General features: G+C 62.7%; 17 protein-coding genes. 1 reads left to right on the top strand and 16 read right to left on the bottom strand.

What is annotated here, in order from left to right; genetic code table 11:
- Positions 1-10: 10 nt before the first annotated feature.
- From NCT05_RS02650 to NCT05_RS02575, 16 genes are all read right to left on the bottom strand, one after another.
- Entirely contained in the window at positions 11-2,431 is a 2,421-nt protein-coding gene (locus tag NCT05_RS02650; protein ID WP_350030071.1) for a 3-hydroxyacyl-CoA dehydrogenase/enoyl-CoA hydratase family protein, read from the bottom strand.
- A gap of 222 nt (positions 2,432-2,653) precedes the next feature.
- Positions 2,654-4,441: an acyl-CoA dehydrogenase C-terminal domain-containing protein gene (locus NCT05_RS02645; protein WP_008351605.1), complete on the bottom strand. Its 1,788-nt coding sequence runs from the start codon at positions 4,439-4,441 to the stop codon at positions 2,654-2,656.
- 69 nt (positions 4,442-4,510) lie between these two features.
- Entirely contained in the window at positions 4,511-5,185 is a 675-nt protein-coding gene (locus NCT05_RS02640; RefSeq protein ID WP_008351607.1) for a TetR/AcrR family transcriptional regulator, read from the bottom strand.
- Positions 5,186-5,457: 272 nt separating this feature from the next.
- Entirely contained in the window at positions 5,458-6,747 is a 1,290-nt protein-coding gene (locus tag NCT05_RS02635; protein WP_034470584.1) for a phospholipase D-like domain-containing protein, read from the bottom strand.
- Positions 6,744-7,220: a dihydroneopterin triphosphate diphosphatase gene (nudB, locus tag NCT05_RS02630; protein WP_250501702.1), complete on the bottom strand. Its 477-nt coding sequence runs from the start codon at positions 7,218-7,220 to the stop codon at positions 6,744-6,746. Before nudB ends, NCT05_RS02635 begins: the two co-directional genes overlap by 4 nt.
- A gap of 109 nt (positions 7,221-7,329) precedes the next feature.
- Positions 7,330-9,132: an aspartate--tRNA ligase gene (gene aspS / locus NCT05_RS02625; RefSeq protein ID WP_008351612.1), complete on the bottom strand. Its 1,803-nt coding sequence runs from the start codon at positions 9,130-9,132 to the stop codon at positions 7,330-7,332.
- 91 nt (positions 9,133-9,223) lie between these two features.
- Positions 9,224-9,886: a DUF502 domain-containing protein gene (locus tag NCT05_RS02620; protein WP_008351614.1), complete on the bottom strand. Its 663-nt coding sequence runs from the start codon at positions 9,884-9,886 to the stop codon at positions 9,224-9,226.
- Positions 9,887-10,020: 134 nt separating this feature from the next.
- Positions 10,021-10,392 carry an FmdB family zinc ribbon protein gene (locus NCT05_RS02615; RefSeq protein WP_008351617.1) on the bottom strand — a complete coding sequence of 124 codons (372 nt, stop codon included), beginning with the start codon at positions 10,390-10,392 and terminating at the stop codon, positions 10,021-10,023.
- A gap of 149 nt (positions 10,393-10,541) precedes the next feature.
- Positions 10,542-11,159 carry a methyltransferase gene (locus NCT05_RS02610; protein WP_250501701.1) on the bottom strand — a complete coding sequence of 206 codons (618 nt, stop codon included), beginning with the start codon at positions 11,157-11,159 and terminating at the stop codon, positions 10,542-10,544.
- An 11-nt stretch (positions 11,160-11,170) separates the two neighbouring features.
- A complete protein-coding gene (ubiB, locus tag NCT05_RS02605; RefSeq protein ID WP_008351622.1) occupies positions 11,171-12,742 on the bottom strand; it encodes a ubiquinone biosynthesis regulatory protein kinase UbiB in 1,572 nt (523 codons plus the stop codon).
- A gap of 22 nt (positions 12,743-12,764) precedes the next feature.
- Positions 12,765-13,469: a ubiquinone biosynthesis accessory factor UbiJ gene (locus NCT05_RS02600; protein WP_051996412.1), complete on the bottom strand. Its 705-nt coding sequence runs from the start codon at positions 13,467-13,469 to the stop codon at positions 12,765-12,767.
- A gap of 125 nt (positions 13,470-13,594) precedes the next feature.
- Entirely contained in the window at positions 13,595-14,605 is a 1,011-nt protein-coding gene (locus tag NCT05_RS02595; RefSeq protein WP_250501700.1) for a Tim44 domain-containing protein, read from the bottom strand.
- A 25-nt stretch (positions 14,606-14,630) separates the two neighbouring features.
- Positions 14,631-15,362, bottom strand: coding sequence for a bifunctional demethylmenaquinone methyltransferase/2-methoxy-6-polyprenyl-1,4-benzoquinol methylase UbiE (gene ubiE / locus NCT05_RS02590; RefSeq protein WP_175979785.1), 732 nt, complete (start codon positions 15,360-15,362; stop codon positions 14,631-14,633).
- 84 nt (positions 15,363-15,446) lie between these two features.
- Positions 15,447-15,854, bottom strand: coding sequence for a gamma-butyrobetaine hydroxylase family protein (locus tag NCT05_RS02585; protein ID WP_250480256.1), 408 nt, complete (start codon positions 15,852-15,854; stop codon positions 15,447-15,449).
- 9 nt (positions 15,855-15,863) lie between these two features.
- Positions 15,864-16,298, bottom strand: a complete 435-nt coding sequence (locus NCT05_RS02580) for an HIT family protein (RefSeq protein WP_008351633.1) — start codon at positions 16,296-16,298, stop codon at positions 15,864-15,866.
- A 36-nt stretch (positions 16,299-16,334) separates the two neighbouring features.
- Positions 16,335-20,429: a DUF3683 domain-containing protein gene (locus NCT05_RS02575; protein ID WP_034470575.1), complete on the bottom strand. Its 4,095-nt coding sequence runs from the start codon at positions 20,427-20,429 to the stop codon at positions 16,335-16,337.
- A 494-nt stretch (positions 20,430-20,923) separates the two neighbouring features.
- Between NCT05_RS02575 and ilvA the strand changes: the two genes are divergently transcribed.
- Positions 20,924-22,447 carry a threonine ammonia-lyase, biosynthetic gene (ilvA, locus tag NCT05_RS02570; protein ID WP_008351636.1) on the top strand — a complete coding sequence of 508 codons (1,524 nt, stop codon included), beginning with the start codon at positions 20,924-20,926 and terminating at the stop codon, positions 22,445-22,447.
- Positions 22,448-22,452: the final 5 nt, after the last annotated feature.

Genomic DNA, 22,452 nt, shown 5'->3' with positions numbered 1-22,452 from the left:
GCAGCTCCGCTTAGTTACGCACCGGCTTGCCGGTCTGCAACATGCCCATGATTCGCTCTTGCGTCTTTTGCGTGCCGAGCAGCTCGACGAACGCGCGGCGCTCCAGCGCCAGCAGCCATTCTTCGTCGACGAGACTGCCCGCTTCGACATCGCCGCCGCACACGGCTTCGGCGATACGGCTCGCGATCAGATAGTCGTGATCGCTGATGAAGCGGCCGTCGCGCATGTTGACGAGCGACGCCTTGATCGTCGAGATCGCCGAGCGGCCCGCGACCGGCACCTGCTTCGCGCGCAACGGCGGACGATAGCCCGATGCGCTCAATGCGCGCGCTTCCTTCTTCGCGATGTCGAGCAGTTCGTGCACGTTGAAGACGATCGTGTCGGACGGCTTCAGATAGCCCATCGCGCGGGCATCGAATGCGGAGGACGACACTTTCGCCATCGCCGCGTTTTCGAAGGACTTCTGCAGGAACTTGAGCAGATCGCTGCTCGCGTTGACGGCGCTCGCCGCTTCCGCCGCGCGCAGTGCCGCTTCCTTGAGACCGCCGCCCGCCGGCACGAGACCGACGCCCACTTCGACGAGACCGATATAACTCTCGACATGCGCGACGCGCTTCGCCGAATGCAGCAGCAGCTCGCAACCGCCGCCGAGCGCAATGCCCGAAACCGCCGACACGACCGGCACGTTCGCGTATTTCACGCGCATCATGCCTTGCTGGAACTTTTTCACGAACGGCTCGATGCCCTTCGCGCCGCCCATCATGAACGCGGGCATCGCTTCTTCGAGATTCGCGCCCGCCGAGAACGGACCGCCCGGCGCGCCGAGTTGCAGCGAAGTCGGCTGCCAGATCACGACGCCACGGTATTCCTTCTCCGCGAGTTCGATGGCTTGCGTGAGGCCGTCGATCACGCCCGGACCGATGGTGTTCATCTTCGACTTGAACGACACGATCACGACATCGCTTTGATCGTCGTCGAGCCACGCGCGCACGTTTTCGGTTTCGAAGAGCGTCTTGCCGTAGGTCTTCGGATCGGCGCCCGTCTCACCGACGAGCGGCGCGCGGAACACCTGCTTCTCGTACACGGGCAGCGTCGAGCGCGGCTCGAAACGGCGCGCGGCGGGCGACCACGAACCTTCGTCCGTGTGCACGCCGCTCTTCTCGGCGACGGGACCATCGAGCACCCACGCGGGCAGCGGCGCGTTCGAGAGCGCCTTGCCTGCATCGATGTCTTCCTGGACCCACTTCGCGATCTGCTGCCAGCCCGCGGCTTGCCAGCTTTCGAACGGTCCCTGGTTCCAGCCGAAGCCCCAGCGGATCGCGAGATCGACGTCGCGCGCGTTGTCCGCGATCGATTCCAGATGGACCGCGATGTAATGGAACACGTCGCGGAAGATCGCCCAGAGGAACTGCGCCTGCTTGTTGTCCGTTTCGCGCAAGAGCTTGAAACGCTCGGCTGGCGGACGCTTCAGAATGCGGCCGATGAGTTCGTCGGCTTTCGCCCCGCCATCGACATAAGAAGCCGTCTTCGGATCGAGAACCTTGATCGCCTTGCCTTCCTTGCGATAGAAACCCGCGCCCGTCTTCTGGCCGAGCGCGCCGTTCTTGACGAGCGCGTCGAGCACGGGCGGCGTCTTGTAGACGGCGAAGAACGGATCGTCGGGCAGGTTGTCCTGCATCGTCTTGATGACGTGCGCCATCGTGTCGAGACCGACGACATCGGCTGTGCGGAACGTCGCGGACTTCGCGCGGCCGAGGCGCGAGCCGGTGAGATCGTCGACTTCGTCGAAGCGCAGGCCGAACTTTTCGGCTTCGGCGATGACCGCGAGAATCGAGAACACACCGACGCGATTCGCGATGAAGTTCGGCGTGTCTTTTGCGCGCACGACGCCCTTGCCGATCACGCTCGTCAGGAACGTTTCGAGTTGATCGAGGATCTCGGGCTTCGTGGATGCGGTCGGGATCAGCTCGACCAGATGCATGTAGCGCGGCGGATTGAAGAAGTGCACGCCGCAGAAGCGCGATTTGAGTTCATCGGAGAAGCCGTTCGACAGCTCCGTGATCGACAGGCCCGACGTGTTGCTCGCGAAGATCGCGTGCGGCGCGATGTGCGGTGCGACCTTCTTGTAGAGATCGTGCTTCCAGTCCATGCGCTCGGCGATGGCTTCGATCACGAGATCGCATTCTTTCAGTTTCTCGATGTCGTCGTCGTAGTTCGCGGGTTCGATGTACTGAGCGTCGTCTTTCACGCCGAACGGGGCGGGCGACAGCTTCTTGAGGTTCTCGATGGCCTTCAGCGCAATGGCGTTCTTCGGGCCTTCCTTGGCCGGAAGGTCGAAGAGCATGACCGGGACGCGGGCATTGATCAGATGGGCGGCGATCTGCGCGCCCATCACGCCCGCGCCGAGCACGGCGACTTTTTTGACGTTCACGGTGGGGTCACTCCGGGGTTCGTGAATGTTTGGGGTTTCGTCTTGCTGCGGCTTTCGCTTTTTTTGTTCGCTTTCGCTTTCGCTCGGGTTCGCTTCCGCCTTCGTGCAATCCTGTTTTCGCGTCGGTCCATTAGCACTGCCGCCCCGCACAGGGGCAGTGCTAATGGACCGACACGAAAACGGGATCACCCGAAAGCGAAAGCAGAAGCGAAAGCAAAAACATCAAAACAACGCTTCGTCGTAATCCATCATAGGCTTGGCACCGGCCCGAGCAGCGCGAATCGTAGAAGCGGTCTCAGGCAGCAGCTTGGCGAAATAGAACCGCGCGGTGGCCAGCTTGGCCTTATAGAAAGCATCACCGCCAGAGGCACGATCGAGCGCAACCCGCGCCATCCGCGCCCAGAAATAAGAAAACACGAGATGCCCGACAGTGCGCAGGTAGGGCACAGCAGCAGCCCCGACCTCATCGGGATTCTGCATGGCCTTCATGCCGATCTCCATCGTGAGCTTCTGCACCTTCTCGCCGATATCCGCGAGCGGATTGATGAACTCCTGCATCTCCGGCTTCACGCCTTCCTGCTCGACGAAGTCCGCAACCAGCTTGCCGAAGCGCTTCAGCTTCGCGCCCATGTCGCCGAGAATCTTGCGGCCCAGCAGGTCCAGCGCCTGAATGGAATTCGTGCCCTCGTAGATCATGTTGATGCGCGCATCGCGGACGTATTGCTCCATGCCCCATTCGGAGATGAAGCCATGTCCGCCGTAGATCTGCATCGCCATGTTCGTGCCTTCGAACGCGTTATCGGTCAGGAAAGCCTTGATGACCGGCGTCAGCAGCGCGACAAAATCGGCGGCTTCGGCGCGCACGGCTTCATCCGCATGCGACAGTTCCTTGTCGATATTCAACGCCGCCCAATACGTGAACGCGCGGCCTGCCTCGGCATAGGCCTTCTGCGTGAGCAGCATGCGACGCACATCCGGATGCACGATGATCGGATCGGCGGCCTTCTCCGGCGCCTTCGGGCCGGTCAGCGAGCGCATCTGCAGACGCTCTTTCGCGTACACGAGCGAGTTCTGATACGCGACTTCAGTCAGCCCGAGACCCTGCATGCCAACGCCCAGACGCGCTGCGTTCATCATCACGAACATCGCGTTCAAGCCCTTGTTCGACTCGCCGACGAGCCAGCCCTTCGCGCCGTCGAGGTTCATCACGCAGGTCGCGTTGCCGTGAATGCCCATCTTGTGCTCGATCGAGCCGCACTTGATGTCGTTGCGCGCACCGACCGCACCGTTCGCGTCCGGTACGAACTTCGGCACGATGAAAAGCGAGATGCCCTTGGTGCCCATCGGCGCGCCGGGCAGACGCGCGAGCACCAGATGAACGATGTTCTCGGCCATGTCGTGCTCGCCGCTCGAAATGAAGATTTTCGTGCCGGTGAGCGCGTACGAGCCGTCGGGATTCGGCTCGGCCTTCGTGCGCAGAATGCCGAGGTCCGTTCCGCAATGCGGTTCCGTGAGGCACATCGTGCCGGTCCACTCGCCCGAGACGAGCTTCGAGAGATACGTCGACTTCTGCTCCGGCGTGCCGTGCGCATGCAGGCATTCGTAGGCGCCGTGCGACAGGCCCGGATACATCGTCCAGGCCTGATTCGCCGAGTTGAGCATTTCGTAGAGCGCGTTGTTCACGAACGCGGGCAAGCCCTGGCCGCCGTACTCGGGATCGCATCCGAGCGCGGGCCAGCCTGCATCGATGTACTGCCGATAAGCTTCCTTGAAGCCGGCAGGCGTCTTCACGACGCCATCGCCCTCGTAAGTGCAGCCTTCGCGGTCGCCGCTCTGATTGAGCGGGAACACGACTTCGGAGCAGAACTTCCCGGCTTCCTCGAGCACCTGATTGATGGTGTCGGCGTCGAGGTCGGCATGCTTCGGCATGCTCTTCAATTCGGCTTCCACGTTCAGCACTTCGTGCAGCACGAACTGCATGTCGCGAAGGGGGGCGGCGTACTGTCCCATGAGTCTCTCCAGTTTCTTCAAGCGTCTGGTTGCGCGCCGCCGAACCCTTTGTCGATTCGAACGGCGCCGCTAACGGCTGTCGGTCTGTTGCGATGTCAGATTCGTGGCCGGGATCGGAGTCGGCTGCGCAACGCTTCCATTCGCGCCCGCACTCGACGTCTGATACGACTGAATCGTCTTTTCCAGCGCGTCCCGCGTCAGTTGCACGGCTTCCGGCAGATGCAGGAAGCGCGCGTCGTGATGCAGGCCGAGCGTAAAGCTGTACAGCTCGAACAACATCAGATGCGGATCGGTTTCCGCCTTCAGATGCCCTTCGTCCTTCGACTGGCGGATCGCGCGCAGCAGCGCCTCGCGCCACATGCTCACGCTATGCACGAGCTGCTCGCGCACGGCGCTCGCGGCGCGGTCGTCGTACTCCACCGCTCCGCTGATATAGATACAACCCGTGGTCACTTCCTGGATGCGTTTCTCCATCCAGCGATTCATCATCGCGCGCAATCGCGGCAGGCCTCGCACCTCACGCAGGCTCGGAAAGAACACCTCATCTTCGAAGCGCCTGTGGTACTCGCGCACCACTTCCACCTGCAAGTCCTCGCGCGACCCGAAATGCGCAAACACACCGCTCTTGCTCATTTGCATCCGTTCGGCCAACAGGCCGATCGTCAGCCCTTCCAGCCCGTCCCGACTTGCCAACTCCAGCGCTGCGTCGAGAATCGCGGCCCGCGTCTGTTCGCCTTTTCGCATGATGTCCCTACCGTTCTTATGTGACCCGTAAAATCGAACGGCCGTTCTATTATTATGGCCGAACGTTGGTGATACAAGCAGATTTTTAGACACGCATTTCTAAAACGCCAAGCCTTGTCTATAGGATAAATCTCAACAATGTCCGGGTTCATTGTCGCGTTTTATGTACGGACTGCCTGTAAGTGACTGCCCGAATTTCCCGATTCGTGGGAAGCCTTCTCCAGCGCTGCTTGTCGGTATGTATTTTTGCGCAATCGCTGCTAAAAGGCAGGTTAATCGTACTGCCCGATGGTGATCACCTTCATCATCAGCCGGTACGTGTTATAAGCCAGCCAATTAAGCGTGCGCTCCGTAACGGGCCGCGCCGCATAGTGTTTTTCATCGATGGGGCGGCCTTCGTCAAAAGCCTGAAGAATGGCGTCGTGCAACCCCGCGATCTCGGAATGATTGACGAGCACCATGTTGGCCTCGTTGTTGAGCACGAGCGAAAGCGCATCGAGATTGGATGAGCCGATGGTCGCCCAGTCCGCGTCCACTACCGCGACCTTGCCGTGAAGCATCGTCTTCTCATACTCGGCGATCCTCACGCCATGCTTGAGCAGATTGCCGTAGAGAAACGGCGTCGCGTAATCGAGCGCGACGAACTCCTTACGACCGATGACGAGGGACACGCGCACGCCGCGCTCCGCCGCGTTGACAAGCGCGCGCCGCAGTTTGCGACCCGGCATGAAGTAAGGATTCGCCAGCAGGACTTCGCTCTCGGCGTTCGCGATCGCCCGCAGATACGCCTTTTCGATCGCGCGCCGGTTGAGCAGATTGTCGCGCGCGACGAACGCGACGCACGGGCGATCGACCGCGTGAATCTCGCCGAGACGCGCGCGCCGGCGTGCCAGCATGGCGCGACGGGCGTTCCATCGGCCGGGCGCGCGATCGCTCTCTTGCGTTTCACAACCCGGCTGCGACGGCTGACGCGGCTTCACGCCGAGCCGGATGCGCTGCCATTGGAGATCGAACGCTTCGCGCACGTCCTTGACGACGGGGCCTTGCGCCTCCATCGCGAAATCCCAGCGCGGACGCTCCAGACGCGTGCCGTTCTGGTCGTAGTCGTCGACGATATTGATGCCGCCGCAAAACGCAAAGGTCTCGTCGATCAGCGCGAGCTTGCGATGCGTGCGCGACCAGCCTTGCGGACCGAACAGCAGATGCGGGTTATAGATGCGATGCTCGACGCCGCGCGCCTTCCAGAGCTCGAACATCGGCAGATTGCTTTCCGTGCCGATGCCATCCGTGATCACGCGTACCGTGACGCCACGCTCGGCGGCGCGCACGAGCGCATCGGAGACGGCGCGACCGATGTCGTCGTTGGCGAAGATGTAGGTTTCGAGCGACACCGATTTGCGCGCGTTGTCGATCCGCTCGATCAACGCCGGAAAGAACTGCACGCCACCTTTGAAGAGCCTGACGTGATTGCCCGTCGTGAAGCATAAGCGCGGCGGCCGGCGGCCGGAGAACAGCGCCTGGCGCAGCCGCTTGAAACTGCGCCGGGGACGCAGTCCGATCATCGGTTATGCGCCGCGAGGCGCTCGGGCAATTGCAGGATCGCTTCCCGGTTCGACCACGAGAAGCATCGGTCGGCGGCCTCGCGAAACGGCAGCCAGAGATGCGCGGTGTGTTCGCGCGGCGCGAGCGTCACTTCGAGACAATGTGGCACGAGCAGGCTGAACTGATGCTCAGTGTTGCGCATGATCCCTTCCGCGTAGCGATGCCGCCATTGCGGATAAATCTCGTACTGAATGCTGTGATGCCAGTCGAGCAGCGCGTTCTCGGGCACGAGCGCGCTGCCTATCACGATGCCCGTCTCTTCCTGCACCTCGCGCGCGGCGGTCCCGATGAGCGGCTCGTCGATGTGATCCTTCGAGCCCGTCACCGATTGCCAGAAGCCCTTGTGATCCGCGCGTTCGATGATGAGCACGTCGAGCTCGGGCGTATGAATGACGACGAGGACGGATTCGGGAATTTTGGGCGGCTTCTGCATGAGCTTTTGAACGCGCGTTTCTTTATCTGTTTATGCCCAAAGACTGTAACGCAAAAAACGAAAAAGGCGCACCCGGCGCCTTTTTCATCACATCGACAACGAAAGCTGCTTATTGCGCTTTCTGCTCCGGCTGACGCAGACGGATGTGCAACTCGCGCAACTGGCGCTCGTCCACTTCGCTCGGGGCCTGCGTGAGCAGATCCTGCGCGCGCTGCGTCTTCGGGAACGCGATCGTGTCGCGGATCGAATCGGCGCCGGACATCAGCGTGACGATGCGGTCCAGACCGAACGCGATGCCGCCATGCGGCGGCGCGCCGTACTGCAGCGCGTCGAGCAAAAAGCCAAACTTCAGGCGGGCTTCTTCAGCGCCGATCTTCAGCGCGCGGAACACCTTGCTCTGCACGTCTTCCTGGAAGATACGCACGGAACCGCCGCCGATTTCCCAGCCGTTCAGCACCATGTCGTACGCCTTCGCAAGGCAGCGGCCCGGGTCCGTTTCCAGATACTCGAGGTGCTCGTCCTTCGGGCTCGTGAACGGGTGATGCGCGGCCACGTAGCGGTTCTCTTCCTCGTCGTACTCGAACATCGGGAAGTCGATGACCCAGAGCGGCTTCCAGCCGGTTTCCAGCAGGCCGTTCGCCTTGCCGAATTCCGAATGACCGATCTTGAGACGCAGCGCGCCGAGGCTGTCGTTCACGACCTTCGCGCGATCCGCCGCGAAGAAGATGATGTCGCCGTCTTCCGCCGCCGTGCGCTCCATGATCGCCGCGAGCGCCGCGTCATGCAGATTCTTGACGATCGGGCTTTGCAGGCCGTCGCGGCCCTTGGTCTTGTCGTTGACCTTGATCCACGCGAGCCCCTTCGCACCGTAGATGCGCACGAATTCCGTGTAGCCGTCGATGTCGCCGCGCGACAACTCGCCGCCCTTCGGCACGCGCAGCGCCGCGACGCGGCCGTCCTTCGAGTTGGCCGGCATGCTGAACACCTTGAAGTCGACGTCCTTCACGGCATCCGTCAGGTCGGCGAATTCGAGCTTCACGCGCAGATCCGGCTTGTCGGAGCCGAAGCGGCGCATCGCTTCCGAGTACAGCATGACCGGGAATTTCTCGGGCAGCGCGACTTCCATCGTCTCCTTGAAGACGTGGCGGATCATGTTCTCGAACAGATCGCGGATTTCCTGCTCGGTGAGGAACGAGGTTTCGCAGTCGATCTGCGTGAATTCCGGCTGACGGTCGGCGCGCAGGTCTTCGTCGCGGAAGCACTTGGTGATCTGGTAGTAACGGTCGAAGTTCGCGACCATCAACAATTGCTTGAACAATTGCGGCGACTGCGGCAGCGCGAAGAACTGACCCGCGTTCACGCGCGACGGCACGAGGTAGTCGCGCGCGCCTTCCGGTGTGCTCTTGGTCAGCATCGGCGTTTCGATGTCGATGAAGCCCTGCGCGTCGAGATACTTGCGCACTTCCATCGCGACGCGATAGCGCAGGCGCAGATTCTTCTGCATCTGCGGACGGCGCAGGTCGAGCACGCGATGCGTGAGGCGCGTGGTCTCCGACAGGTTGTCGTCGTCGAGCTGGAACGGCGGCGTCACCGATGCGTTCAGCACCACGAGTTCGTGGCACAGCACTTCGATCTTGCCGCTCGTGAGGTTCGCATTGACGGTGCCTTCCGGACGGTTGCGCACGACGCCCTTCACCTGCACGCAGAACTCGTTGCGCACGCCTTCGGCCACCTTGAACATCTCGGCGCGGTCCGGGTCGCAGACGACTTGAACGAGGCCTTCGCGGTCGCGCAAGTCGATGAAGATAACGCCGCCGTGATCGCGCCGGCGATGCACCCAGCCGCACAGCGAGACGGTTTCGCCCAGTCGGGCCTCGGTCACCAGACCGCAGTATTCAGATCGCATCGACATGATGTTGTGTCTTTCGTTGTTCGTTAATCAACGGCTCGCGCGCTCGGGTCATGCTCTCTCGCGGCTGACTCTCGCTGCGCGCGCGCCGGCATTACATCGGCGGCTCGGTGGGGCGGCGGGCTGGCGCGACCGGCGTCGGTGCGCTCGGCGAAGGGGCCACCACGCCCATCGAGACGATGTACTTCAGTGCGGCGTCGACGGTCATGTCCAGTTCGACGACTTCGCTTTTCGGCATCATCAGGAAGAAGCCGGACGTCGGGTTCGGCGTCGTCGGCACATAGACGCTCACGTGCTCTTCATCGAGATGATTCAGCACGTCGCCGCCCGGAATGCCCGTGAGAAATCCGATGGTGTACGAGCCTTTGCGCGGATACTCGATCAGGAGCGCCTTGCGAAACGCGTTGCCGCTCGAAGACAGCAACGTGTCCGACACCTGTTTCACGCTCGTGTACAACGGGCCGACGACCGGAATGTGACGAAGGATGGCGTCCCACCATTTCACGAGCTTCTGGCCGACGAAGTTCTGCGTCAACAGCCCGACGATGAAAATGAACGCAAGCGTCAGCACCGCGCCCACGCCCGGCAGATGAAAACCGACGATCCGCTCGGGCTGCCACGATTGCGGCAGCAGAAGCAGCGTCTGGTCCATCGTTCCGATCACGAGCCCGAGCACCCACAAGGTGATGGCGAGCGGCACCAGCACGAGCAGGCCGGTGAGGAACACGGTTTTCAGCGTAGTCTTTTTCGTGGTCATTTACACGGGGCGAAGGCTGCGCCGGCTCTCGAGTGCGTCGGAGATTCGGCTTGGCAGGCGGGTCGCGCTCGGCTGAGCGCGGTCTACGAGGTCATCGGCGCGGCATGTGGCCCGCCGCGCCGGCCGTCTGGCGCTCAGGCGGCGCTCGACGATGCGGACGCGCCCGCGGCGGGTTTGGCGGCATCCGAGGATGATGGCGTGCTCGCCGGCGTCGCGCTATCGCTCGAATTCGAGTTGCCGGAACCGGCCGAAGCGGCATCGTCCGATTTCGCCGCCGATGCGTCAGACGCGGCCGCGTTGCTCTTGTTGCCGGCATTGCTGTTTCCGCCACGGAAGTCGGTGACATACCAGCCTGAACCCTTCAACTGGAATCCGGCGGCGGTCACCTGCTTCGAAAAAGTGTCCTTCCCACAGGCGGGACACTGCGTGAGCGGCGCATCGCTCAGTTTCTGAAGCACGTCTTTTTCGTGGCCGCAGTCGGCGCAACGGTACGCGTAAATCGGCATGGCACTCTTCCTACAATGATCTGTCGACGCTTGCAAAGCCTTGAATTATAGCCGCAAACCGATATTGGCCCGCGATTTTCGGGACCGCGGGCGCAAGATTAACCGCGCAATATTTCAGGGCGTCGGCGGCGAATTTCAAGCCGGCTGGCTCAGATTCGCCGCCACGTCATCCAGCGCTCGCGGCCGGCGAATACGGGTATCGAGTTGCTCACCTCGCGGTCTTCGATCAATTCGAAGTGCGGCGACAGTAGCGCATCCAGTTCGGCGCGCTCGATTCGGAAAGGCGGCCCTTTCGGCGTCGACCCGATGAAAAAGAAGCCCGCCAGCAGCGCGCCGGGCGCAAGCAACGCCGCCATCCGGCTGGCGTAATCCTGCCAGCGGGTCTTCGGCAGCGCGCAGAGAAACGCGCGCTCGTAGATCCAATCCGGCGAAAACGGCGGCACATACGCAAAAAAATCCGCCTCTTCGACGACGCCCGCATGGGCGCCGAGTTGCGCGCGCGCCGCCTCGACAGCGGCCGGCGAGAAGTCGATTGCGCGGACCGGCCAGCCGCGTTCGGCAAGATGGAGCGCTTCGTACGCGCTGCCACAGCCCGGAATCAGCACACTCTGCGCACTGCGCGACGCGACGAAACTCTTGAACATCTCCGGAACGCCGGCCTGATCCCACGGCGTGAAGTGCTGACCGAAACGTTCATCCCAGAAACCCGGAGAGTTCGGATCGCGGTTTTCGAAATCGGGAACATTTGAGTTCGTCGGATCGCTCATGCTGCGCGCCCTCAGGGATGGAGCCAGAACTGCGCGATTACGAAGCCCGCGCCCGCCATCGCGACGACACCGGCAACGAGCACCGCGACGAGCAGGCGGTTCGTGCGCTTCTGCTCCGCAAGGAGCATTCGCATCAGTTCGTCGCTGCCGCTTTTCGGCGCGTCGTGGCGCTCCGCCAGAATATGGTGAATCAACCGCGGCAGCTGCGGAATCGTCTTGCTCCACTGCGGCGCTTCCATTTGAAGGCGCTCGTACCAGCCGCGCCAGCCGATCTGCTCGTTCATCCAGCGCTCGAGATACGGCTTGGCCGTTTTCCACAGATCCAGCTCCGGATCGAGCGAGCGCCCGAGTCCTTCGACGTTGAGCATCGTCTTTTGCAGAAGCACGAGTTGAGGTTGAATCTCGACATTGAAGCGTCGCGACGTCGAGAAAAGGCGCATCAGCACCTGCCCGAGCGAAATGTCCTTCAGCGCGCGATCGAAATAGGGCTCGCAGACCGCGCGGATCGCGCTTTCCAGTTCCTCGACGCGCGTGCTCGGCGGCACCCAGCCGGATTCGAGGTGCAGCGTCGCGACGCGGTGATAGTCGCGCTTGAAGAAGGCGAGGAAGTTCTGCGCGAGGTAGTTCTTGTCGAAGTCCGAAAGCGCCCCGACGATGCCGAAATCCAGCGCGATATAGCGCCCGAACGTCGCCGGATCGAGGCTCACCTGAATGTTGCCGGGATGCATGTCGGCGTGAAAGAAGCCGTCGCGGAACACTTGTGTGAAGAAAATCTCGACGCCTTCGCGCGCCAGCTTGGGAATATCGACGCCCGCGGCGCGCAAGGTTTCCACCTGGCTGATCGGCACGCCGACCATGCGCTCCATGACGAGCACCGTCGGCGCGGACAAGTCCCAGTACATCTCCGGCACGAGCAGCAGATCGAGCCCCTGGAAATTGCGGCGCAACTGGCTGCCGTTGGCGGCCTCGCGCATCAGATCGAGCTCGTCGTGCAGATATTTGTCGAACTCCGCGACCACTTCGCGCGGTTTCAGACGCCGGCCGTCCGCCCAGAGGCGCTCGGCCCACGTCGCGATGTCGCGCAGCAGGGCGAGGTCGGAGTCGATCACGGGCAGCATGCCCGGGCGCAACACCTTCACCGCGACGGCCTTTCCCGCGTGCTCGCCGTTCCTGATCTTCGCGAAATGCACCTGCGCGATGGACGCGCTCGCCACCGGCACGCGCTCGAAATCGTCGAACAATTCGTCGATGGGCGCACCGAGCGATTTCTCGATGATCGACACGGCCACCGCCGAATCGAACGGCGGCACCTGATCCTGAAGCTTGGCGAGCTCGTCGGCGACATCGACGGGCAGAAGATCGCGCCGCGTCGACAGCACTTGCCCGAACTTCACGAAGATGGGCCCGAGGCTTTCCAGCGCGAGCCGCAAGCGGATGCCGCGCTCGACGTCGAACCTGCGGCCGAACGTCGTGATACGCATGAGGTAGCGCACGCGACGATCGTCGATGCCGCTCATCACCAGCTCATCGAGACCGAATCGGACGATCGTGAAAAAAATCTTGAGGAAACGCAGAAAACGCATGGTTCGAATTTGCTTCAGCTCGTTATTCGTGCGAGTCGCGCACAGACTCGCCGCCGGATCGCGCTGAGGCGCCGCTCGCCGGCCGGGATTGTTCGGTTTGCCGTTCGATTCTTTCGATGCGCTTTTCGACGCGCGCCAGTGCATCGCGCGCTTTCGAAAGCTCGGCATTGAATGCGTCGAGCGCGCTCTTGCGCACGAGTTGCGGGCGCTCGTCGAGGAAATACTCGGTGAAGGTGTCAAGAAGATTGCGCCCGGTGCGCTGCGCCTGCTCCTGCACCGCCCGCGCGATGATGCCAACGCGATGCGCGGGCGCGTCGCCGATTACGCGCGCCAGATCCTCTTCCGGATCCCAGCGCAGATGTTCGGCCAGCTTGGCGAGCGTCGTCGCGAATTCGGCGTCGCCCTCGATGCGAACGTGTTTCATCACCGCCGCCTGGCCGCCTTGCACGAACGCGGGCAGCGCGTCGAGCGGCACGGCGATCGTCACGTCGAATGCGCCCGCTTCCGCTTCCGTGGTTGCCGCGAAGAGACCGTCCGGCTGCACGACGAGCGCGATCGAAACCGGCCCGCACGACAGCTTCACGCGCTTGCCTGCATAAGGCTTGAGCCGCTCGAGCGCCCAGGGCTCGCGCACGAGCAGATGGTTCACGGCGGCCGCGAATCCACTGGACGCGGTCTTCAAGGCGGGATTTGCTGCGGGACGGGCGGATTCGTCTGCGTTCGTCATCGGCTGTGAGATGAAAAAACCCGCGCGGGACACTTCTCGCGCGGGTTTCTATTCTACCTTCGCAACCGGCCATCACACCGACGGTTGCCGGCGCCCTGGCCATTCGGCCAAGGGCATGGTCAAGCTCAACTGACCTGCTGAATGCCCGCCAGCAGCCAGCCTTCGTTGCCCGACTTCTGCTTCGACAGGTTCCAGACCTCGACGAACGGTTCCGCCGCCGCCCCTTCCGACTCGCGGATCAGGCCGTGGAAGCGCACGCTCGCGAGATACTCGGACGCGCGGTCCTCGACACCGAGCACATCGGCGTTGAGTTGAACCACGTCGGTACGGTTCGGCGCGCTGCCGCGTGCGTCGACGTCGAGTTTCACCTCGGCGAACATCTCGGGCGTCGTGAACTCGCGGATGTCGTTGACGTTGCCGCGATCCCACGCGTCCTGCAAACGCACGAAGTAGACCTTCGCGTTACGCACGAATGCTTCGGTGTCGAAGCCCGCCGGCACGTTGGGATTCGCGACCGCTTGCGTCGCCGGCGATTCGATGTAGTTGGCACCGAAACCGGTCGGCTGCTGCGGCATTTGCGGCGGTTCCTGATTCAGGCTCTGGCGCGCGGCCGCGCCGTACGGCGAACCCGAAGCTGATCCGGCACCCGCGTATGCCGGCGTGTTGTTGCCCTGACGCTTGCGCATGATGAAGCGGAACAGCATGACGGCCGCCAGCACGATCAACGCGATCATGATCATGTTGGCCATCGCGCCGGCGAACGCCTCGCCCAGCCCGAAGTGCGACAGGAGCGCCGCGATGCCGAGACCCGCCGCGAGACCGGCGATCGGCCCGAGCCAGCGATTGCGCGCGGGTTGCGCCGCGGCGGGTGCGGCGGGTGCGGCCGGCGCGCGTTGTGCCTGCGCTGCGTTGTTCTGCTGCATCGATTGAGACTGCGAAGGCGGCGTCGCCTGATGCTGCTGCGTTGCCGTGGCCGACTGACGGCCCATGCTGCGGCCGCCGCCCATGCGCTTGGCTTCCGCCGTTTCCGCGAAGATTGCGCCGACCGCAATAACGCCAGCCAGCGCCAAGATTCCGGCCTTCCTGAAGAAGAGGTTCAGGAAACCCCGGGATTGGGGTTTGCGCGAATCGAACATATCGAATCCTTAAGAGAGTGGAACATCAAAATTTGGTCCCGACGTGTAACGCTACCACGCCACCTGACAAATTGTAATATTCGACTCGATCCAGGCCCGCTTGTTCCATCATTGTTTTGAGAGTTTCCTGGTCCGGGTGCATGCGGATGGACTCGGCCAAGTACCGATAGCTATCCGCATCTTTGGCCACTTTTTCGCCAAGCCACGGCAAAATCTTGAAACTGTAGACATCGTACGGCTTCTTTAGCGGCTCCCATACTTTCGAAAATTCCAGCACGAGCAGCTTTCCACCGGGTTTCAGCACGCGCGTCATTTCGGCCAACGCGCGATCCTTATGCGTCATGTTACGAAGACCGAAGGCAACTGTAACCACATTGAAATAATTGTCCGGGAACGGGATCTTTTCGGCGTCGCAGAGCAGCGCGGGCGTCAGCACGCCTTTGTCGATCAGCCGGTCGCGGCCTACGCGCAGCATCGATTCGTTGATGTCCGTGTGCCAGACTTCGCCGGTCTCGCCGGCCTGCTTGGCAAACGCCATCGCGAGATCGCCCGTGCCGCCGGCGATGTCCAGCACCTTGTAGCCCGGCCGCACCTTGGCCTGCCCGATCGTGAAGTGTTTCCAGATCCGATGCAGTCCGCCGGACATCAGGTCGTTCATCAAGTCGTAGTTGCCCGCGACGGAATGAAACACGCCCGCCACTTTCTTCGCCTTGTCCTGCTCTTCGACCGTTTCGTATCCGAAGTGGGTCTTGCTCATCGCGCGTTTTCCTCGCCTGTTGTTCGTTCTATGTCTGCGCAAAACTCGCGCCGGCTATGCGGCGTTATGCCGCAGCCCTATTGCTCAGTGACAGTGTCCGCCGGATGGTTTTGCGGCCATCGGCGCGTCTCGGTCCACGCCGGCGGCTTCCAGCTTCGCCAGATACTCGCGCCACAGTTCGTCCTGACGCGTCGCCAGATGGTGCAGGATGTCCCAGGAATAGATGCCGGTATTGTGACCGTCCGAAAAATTGAGTTGCAGCGCATAGTGCCCGACCGGATCGACGCCGATGATCGTCACCTCGCGCTTGCCCGTCTGCAGCGTTTCCTGTCCGGGGCCGTGGCCCTGCACTTCGGCGGACGGCGAATAGACGCGCAGAAGCTCGAACGGCACGCGATACGACTCGTCGCCGTATTGCAGCTCCAGCACGCGCGATTTCGAATGCACGACGACGCCGGTGGGAATCGGCGTCGTGGAAGTGAGTCCGCTCATGATCTCGTCTTATTGATGGCCGAAGGCCTGGTTCAGCTCGTTGCGCACCTGTTCGCGCAAAAGCGTGGCCTGCGCGCGGCGCTTCGATAGCTGCGATTCGGACACCGTGCGCTGGCGCGGCGCCCAGATCGGCAGAGGAAAGCGGGAATCGTTGGAAAAGCGTGGAATGACGTGCCAGTGGACGTGCGGCACCTGATTGCCGAGACTTGCCAGATTGATCTTTTCCGGCACGAGCACGCGGCGCATCGCGCGCTCGACGCCGTTGACGGCGGTCATCACGCGCACGCGGTCGGCATCCGGCAAATCGGACATTTCGGCGACGTGCGCGCCCCAGATCACGCGACACAAGCCCGGCCAGTCGGGCTCATCGGCAAGGACGACGCGCAACGTGTCGTCCGACCACAGCACTTCGCCGCCGTCTTCACGGCAAAACACACAGTCCATCTCATACCTCTAGCGAATCAAACCTCGATTTCGCTATTACACCAGCACGCGCTCGATACCGCCATTGTTCGCGCGTTCGACGTACTGTTCCATCCAGTTTTCGCCGAGCACCTTGCGCGCCATTTCCACGACGATATAGTCCGCCTCGACGTTGGCGTCCTCGTTGTAGCGCGACAGACCTTGCAGGCACGACGGGCAGCTGGTCAGGATTTTCACGTCCGTGCCGTTGGTCTGCGCGCCATCGCCTGCGGAGAGCACCGAACCGGGCGCCGCGCCGGCCGAGCCCGCAGACGCGTTCATCGGATTGATCGCGTTCGAGCCCGCTTCCGCGACGAGCGGAATGCCGCGCAACTTGGCCGCGCCCTTGCGAATCTCTTCTTCCTTGCGGAAGCGCACTTGCGTCGAGATGTCCGGACGCGTGACCGCCAGCGTGCCCGATTCGCCGCAGCATCGATCGTTCTTCTCGATCTTGTAGCCGTCGTTCTGCGAACCCATCAGATCGTTGACGAGCTTGACCGGGTCCATCGTCTTGATCGGCGAGTGACACGGATCGTGATACATGTAGCGCGTGCCGGTCACGCCGTCGAGCTTCATGTTCTTCTCGAGCAGGAACTCGTGAATGTCGATGATCCGGCAGCCCGGGAAGATCTTCTCGAATTCATAGCCCGCGAGCTGGTCGTAGCACGTTCCGCACGACACGACCACGGTCTTGATATCGAGATAGTTCAGCGTATTCGCGACGCGATGGAACAGCACGCGATTGTCGGTGACGATCTTCTCGGCCTTGTCGTACTGGCCGGAACCGCGCTGCGGATAGCCGCAGCACAGATAGCCCGGCGGCAGCACGGTCTGCACGCCCGCTTCCCACAACATCGCTTGCGTCGCGAGCCCGACTTGCGAGAAGAGACGTTCCGAGCCGCAGCCGGGGAAATAGAACACGGCTTCCGAATCGACGGTGGTCGTCTGCGGATTGCGGATGATCGGAACGATCTTGTTGTCCTCGATATCCAGCAGCGCGCGCGCCGTCTTCTTCGGCAAATTGCCCGGCATCTTCTTGTTGACGAAGTGGATCACCTGCGTCACGACCGGCGGCTTGCCGACCGTCGCGGGCGGCTGCGCCGTCTGCTTCTTGACGATCTTCTTCAGCACATCGTTGCCGAAACGCTGCGCCTTGTAGCCGAAGTCCATCATCACGTTGCGCGCGAGATTGATGGTCTGCGGATTCGTCGCGTTCAGGAAGAACATGCCCGCCGCGTTGCCCGCGTTGAACTTCTTCTTGCCCATCTTGCGCAGCAGATTGCGCATGTTCATCGACACGTCGCCGAAATCGATCTTCACCGGACACGGCGTCACGCACTTGTGACAGACCGTGCAGTGATCGGCGACGTCGTTGAACTCGTCCCAGTGCTTGATCGACACGCCGCGGCGCGTCTGCTCTTCGTACAGGAACGCTTCGACGAGCAGCGACGTCGCGAGAATCTTGTTGCGCGGGCTGTAGAGCAGGTTCGCGCGCGGCACGTGCGTCGCGCAGACCGGCTTGCACTTGCCGCAGCGCAGGCAGTCCTTGATCGACTCGGAAATCGCGCCGATATCCGACTGCTGCATGATGATCGACTCGTAGCCCATCAGCCCGAACGACGGCGTGTAGGCGTTGCGCAGATCGGCGCCGTCGAACAGCTTGCCCTTGTTGAAGCGGCCATGCGGATCGACGCGCTGCTTGTACGCGCGGAAATCGCCGATTTCGTCTTCGGTCAGGAATTCCAGCTTCGTGATGCCGATGCCGTGCTCGCCCGAGATCACGCCGTCGAGCGAACGCGCGAGCTTCATGATGCGCGCGACCGCGTGATGCGCGTCCTGCAGCATCGCGTAGTTGTCGGAGTTGACGGGAATGTTCGTGTGCACGTTGCCATCGCCCGCATGCATGTGCAGCGCGACGAAGACGCGCCCGCGCAGCACTTGCTTGTGGATGGCCTGCGCTTCGTCGAGGATCGGCTTGAACTCGCCGCCGTTGAAGATCTGGCGCAGTTCCGCGCGGATTTCCTGCTTCCACGACACGCGCACCGTACGGTCCTGCGCGACATGGAACACGTTGGCGTCAGGCTGAATGTCGACGCGATCCGCGAACTTTTCCGCGAGCGCTTCGTAGCCGAGATTGACGAGATAGTGCTGCGCCTCGCGCAAGGACATGTCGAGCTTGTCGCCGACGAACGTCCAGCGCTCACGCACGCGCTTCAGCAGATCGAGCGCCTGCTGCACGCGGTCTTCGAGCAGTTCGGCGCTCGGAATTTCGTTCGCGTCGTCGGACTTGCCGAGCGGCAGCTTGCCGTTGCGGAAGAACGCTTCGAGCGCGTCGACGAGTTGCAGCTTGTTCTTCAGCGACAACTCGATGTTGATGCGCTCGATGCCGTCCGTGTACTCGCCCATGCGATTGAGCGGAATCACGACGTCTTCGTTGATCTTGAACGCGTTCGTGTGCTTCGCGATGGCGGCCGTGCGCGAGCGGTCGAGCCAGAAACGCTTGCGCGCCTCGGCGTTCACCGCGACGAAGCCTTCGCCGCTCTTGCCGTTCGCCATGCGCACGACTTCCGATGTGGCGGCGGCGACGGCATCGGCGTCATTGCCGACGATATCGCCGATCAGCACCATCTTCGGAAACGCATTGCGCTTGCTCTTGGTCGCGTAGCCGACCGCGCGCAGATAGCGTTCGTCGAGATGTTCGAGGCCGGCGAGGATCGCGCCGCCCTGCTTCGACGTCTCGAACAGATAGTCCTTGATTTCGACGATGCTCGGAATCGCATCGCGCGCCTGGCCGAAGAATTCGAGGCAGACGGTGCGCGTATGCGCGGGCATCTTGTGCAAAATCCAGCGCGCGGACGTAATGAGACCGTCGCAGCCTTCCTTCTGCACGCCGGGCAGCCCGGCGAGGAATTTATCGGTGACGTCCTTGCCGAGCCCTTCCTTGCGGAACGTGCGCCCGGCGATGTCGAGGCTTTCGGTGCGCAGCAGCTTCTCGCCCGGCGGACGATTGCCGTCGAACCAGTCGAGCCGGAAACGCGCCACTTCGACGTCGTGAATCTTGCCGCAGTTGTGATCGAGACGCGTGACTTCGAGCCAGTTGCCTTCCGGATCGACCATGCGCCACCACGCGAGGTTGTCGAGCGCCGTGCCCCACAACACCGCCTTCTTGCCGCCCGCGTTCATCGCGACATTGCCGCCGACGCACGACGCATCGAGCGAAGTCGGATCGACGGCGAACACGAAGCCCGCCTGCTCCGCCGCTTCGGTGACGCGCCGCGTGACCACGCCCGCGCCGGAGAAAATCGTCGCGACCTTGTGATCGACGCCCGGCAGATCCGTCATTTCGACGGGACCGAGCTGTTCCAGCTTTTCCGTGTTGATGACCGCCGAAAACGGCGTGAGCGGAATCGCGCCGCCCGTGTAGCCGGTGCCGCCGCCGCGCGGAATAACGGTAAGCCCGAGTTCGAAGCACGCCTTGATGAGTCCGGCGATTTCGGCTTCGGTGTCCGGCGTCAGCACGACGAACGGGTATTCGACGCGCCAGTCGGTTGCATCGGTGACGTGCGCGACGCGCGACAGGCCGTCGAACTTGATGTTGTCCTTCTGCGTTTCCTTGCCCAGAACACGCGACGCGCGGCGGCGCAAGTCGGCCATGCGGCCGAACTCGGCGGCGAAATCATCGACGGCGCGGCGCGCGGCGGCGACCAGCAACTGCACGCGCTCGGCGCGTTCGCGGCTGCCGGCTTCGTCGCTATGCGCGGTGAGATCGGCGCTGCGGCGCTTTTCGATTTCGGCGAGACGGTGATTCAGCGCTTCGACGAGCAGCGCCCGGCGTTTCGGATTGTCGAGCAGGTCGTCCTGCAGATACGGATTGCGCCGCACGACCCAGATGTCGCCGAGCACTTCGTACAGCATGCGCGCCGAACGGCCGGTGCGGCGCTCGTTGCGCAGTTCGTCGAGCACGGCCCAGGCTTCGTCGCCGAGGAGCCGCATGACGATTTCACGATCGGAAAACGACGTGTAGTTATAGGGAATTTCGCGGAGACGCGGCTCGATATCGAGCGCCAAGGCGGCATGGGCGCCGTTCGGATCGAAGGCTTGAGGTGCGTTCATGTTCGACGGTTCGGTGTGCCGGCGCTCGCGCTAGAAAAGCGGAAATGCCGGCGATGCGCGCGGGGGCGCAAATTTTCGAATGAAACTTCTCTTGGCGAAGGCCGCCGGGCTCGTCACAGCGCCTTCGGTGTGCCCTGGATCAACGCCACGATCGCGCGTGGCGCGCATGCCTTTCCGCCGCGGGATGCGACTCGCGGGAAACATGCGCCAGAAAATCGATCCGAAGCTGCCGGTGCATCTGCCGATCCTGATTGCTGATTCGTAAAAGGAAATTCTAACCCATCGGGCAAACGCGCGTTTGCGGGCGCTAGCAGCGAGAAGGGGCTTTTGCGTGCGGATTCGCGACGCGTTCATGTCATTTTCGACGCTTTTTTACACGACCGTCCGGACGGTCGAAGCACACGGCGCGCCCGGAACGCGCGCGGATGGCGCTATCATTGATGCTTTCGCTCTCAAAAACCTGCGCGCATCGCGGCCGCCTGACGATTTCTCGCATGACACATCCCGACTACCTGAAAAAAGTGCTGACCGCGCGCGTGTACGACGTCGCGCGTGAAAGCGAGCTCGAACCCGCGCGCAACCTGTCCGCGCGCCTGCGCAACTCCGTGTTCCTCAAGCGCGAGGACAATCAGCCGGTTTTCTCGTTCAAGATTCGGGGCGCCTATAACAAGATGGCGCAGCTCCCGGCAGACGTGCTCGCACGCGGCGTGATTACGGCGTCGGCGGGCAACCACGCGCAGGGCGTGGCGCTGTCGGCGGCGCGGCTCGGCTGCCGCGCGGTGATCGCCGTGCCGACGACCACGCCTCAAGTGAAGATCGACGCGATTCGCGCGCACGGCGGACCGACGGTCGAAATCGTGCTCGCGGGCGAGTCGTACAGCGACGCCTACGCGCGCGCCGTGCAGCTTCAGGAAGAGCGCGGCCTGACCTTCGTGCATCCGTTCGACGATCCGGACGTGATCGCCGGACAAGGCACGGTGGCGATGGAAATCCTGCGCCAGCATCAGGGTCCGATCCACGCGATCTTCTGCCCGATCGGCGGCGGCGGGCTGGCTGCGGGCGTCGCGGCGTACATCAAGGCGGTGCGCCCGGAGATCAAGGTGATCGGCGTGCAGACCGAGGATTCCTGCGCGATGGCGCAGTCGATCAAGGCGGGCGAGCGCGTGACGCTCTCCGAAGTCGGCCTGTTTTCGGACGGCACGGCGGTGAAGCTCGTCGGCGAGGAAACGTTCCGGCTGTGCAACGAGTTGCTCGATGAAGTCATCACCGTCGATACCGATGCCCTTTGCGCCGCGATCAAGGATGTCTTCCAGGACACGCGGAGCGTGCTCGAACCCGCCGGCTCGCTCGCGGTCGCGGGCGCGAAGCTATACGCGGAGCGCGAGGGCATCGAGGGCAAGACGCTCATCGCGGTGACGTCGGGCGCGAACATGAACTTCGACCGCATGCGCTTCGTCGCGGAGCGCGCGGAAGTCGGCGAGGCGCGCGAGGCCGTGTTCGCCGTGACGATTCCCGAAGAGCGCGGCAGCTTCCGGCGCTTCTGCGAGCTCGTCGGCACACGCAGCGTGACCGAGTTCAATTACCGCATCGCCGATGAAAGAGCCGCGCATATCTTCGTCGGCGTGCAGATCAAGTCGCGCAAGGAAACCGCGCAGATGATGTCGTCGTTCATCGAGCATGGTTTCGCGACCGTCGACCTTTCGCACGATGAGCTCTCGAAGCAGCACATTCGCTACATGGTCGGCGGACATTCGCCGCTCGCGCGCGACGAACGTCTGTTGCGCTTCGAGTTTCCGGAACGTCCGGGCGCGCTGATGAAGTTCCTTTCGTCGATGGCGCCCGACTGGAACATCAGCCTGTTCCATTACCGGAATCAGGGCGCGGATTACAGCTCGATTCTCGTCGGCATTCAGGTGCCGCAGTCGGACAACGCGGAGTTCGAGCGCTTCCTCGCGACGCTCGGCTATCCGTGGTGGGACGAAGGCGCGAATCCGGTCTACAAGCTGTTTCTAGCGTAAATCGA

This window comes from Caballeronia sp. AZ7_KS35, assembly GCF_023631045.1.
Classification (GTDB): Bacteria; Pseudomonadota; Gammaproteobacteria; order Burkholderiales; family Burkholderiaceae; genus Caballeronia; species Caballeronia zhejiangensis.
Note: the sequence above shows the minus strand (reverse complement) of the source record. Positions and strands in the feature narration are given on the sequence as shown.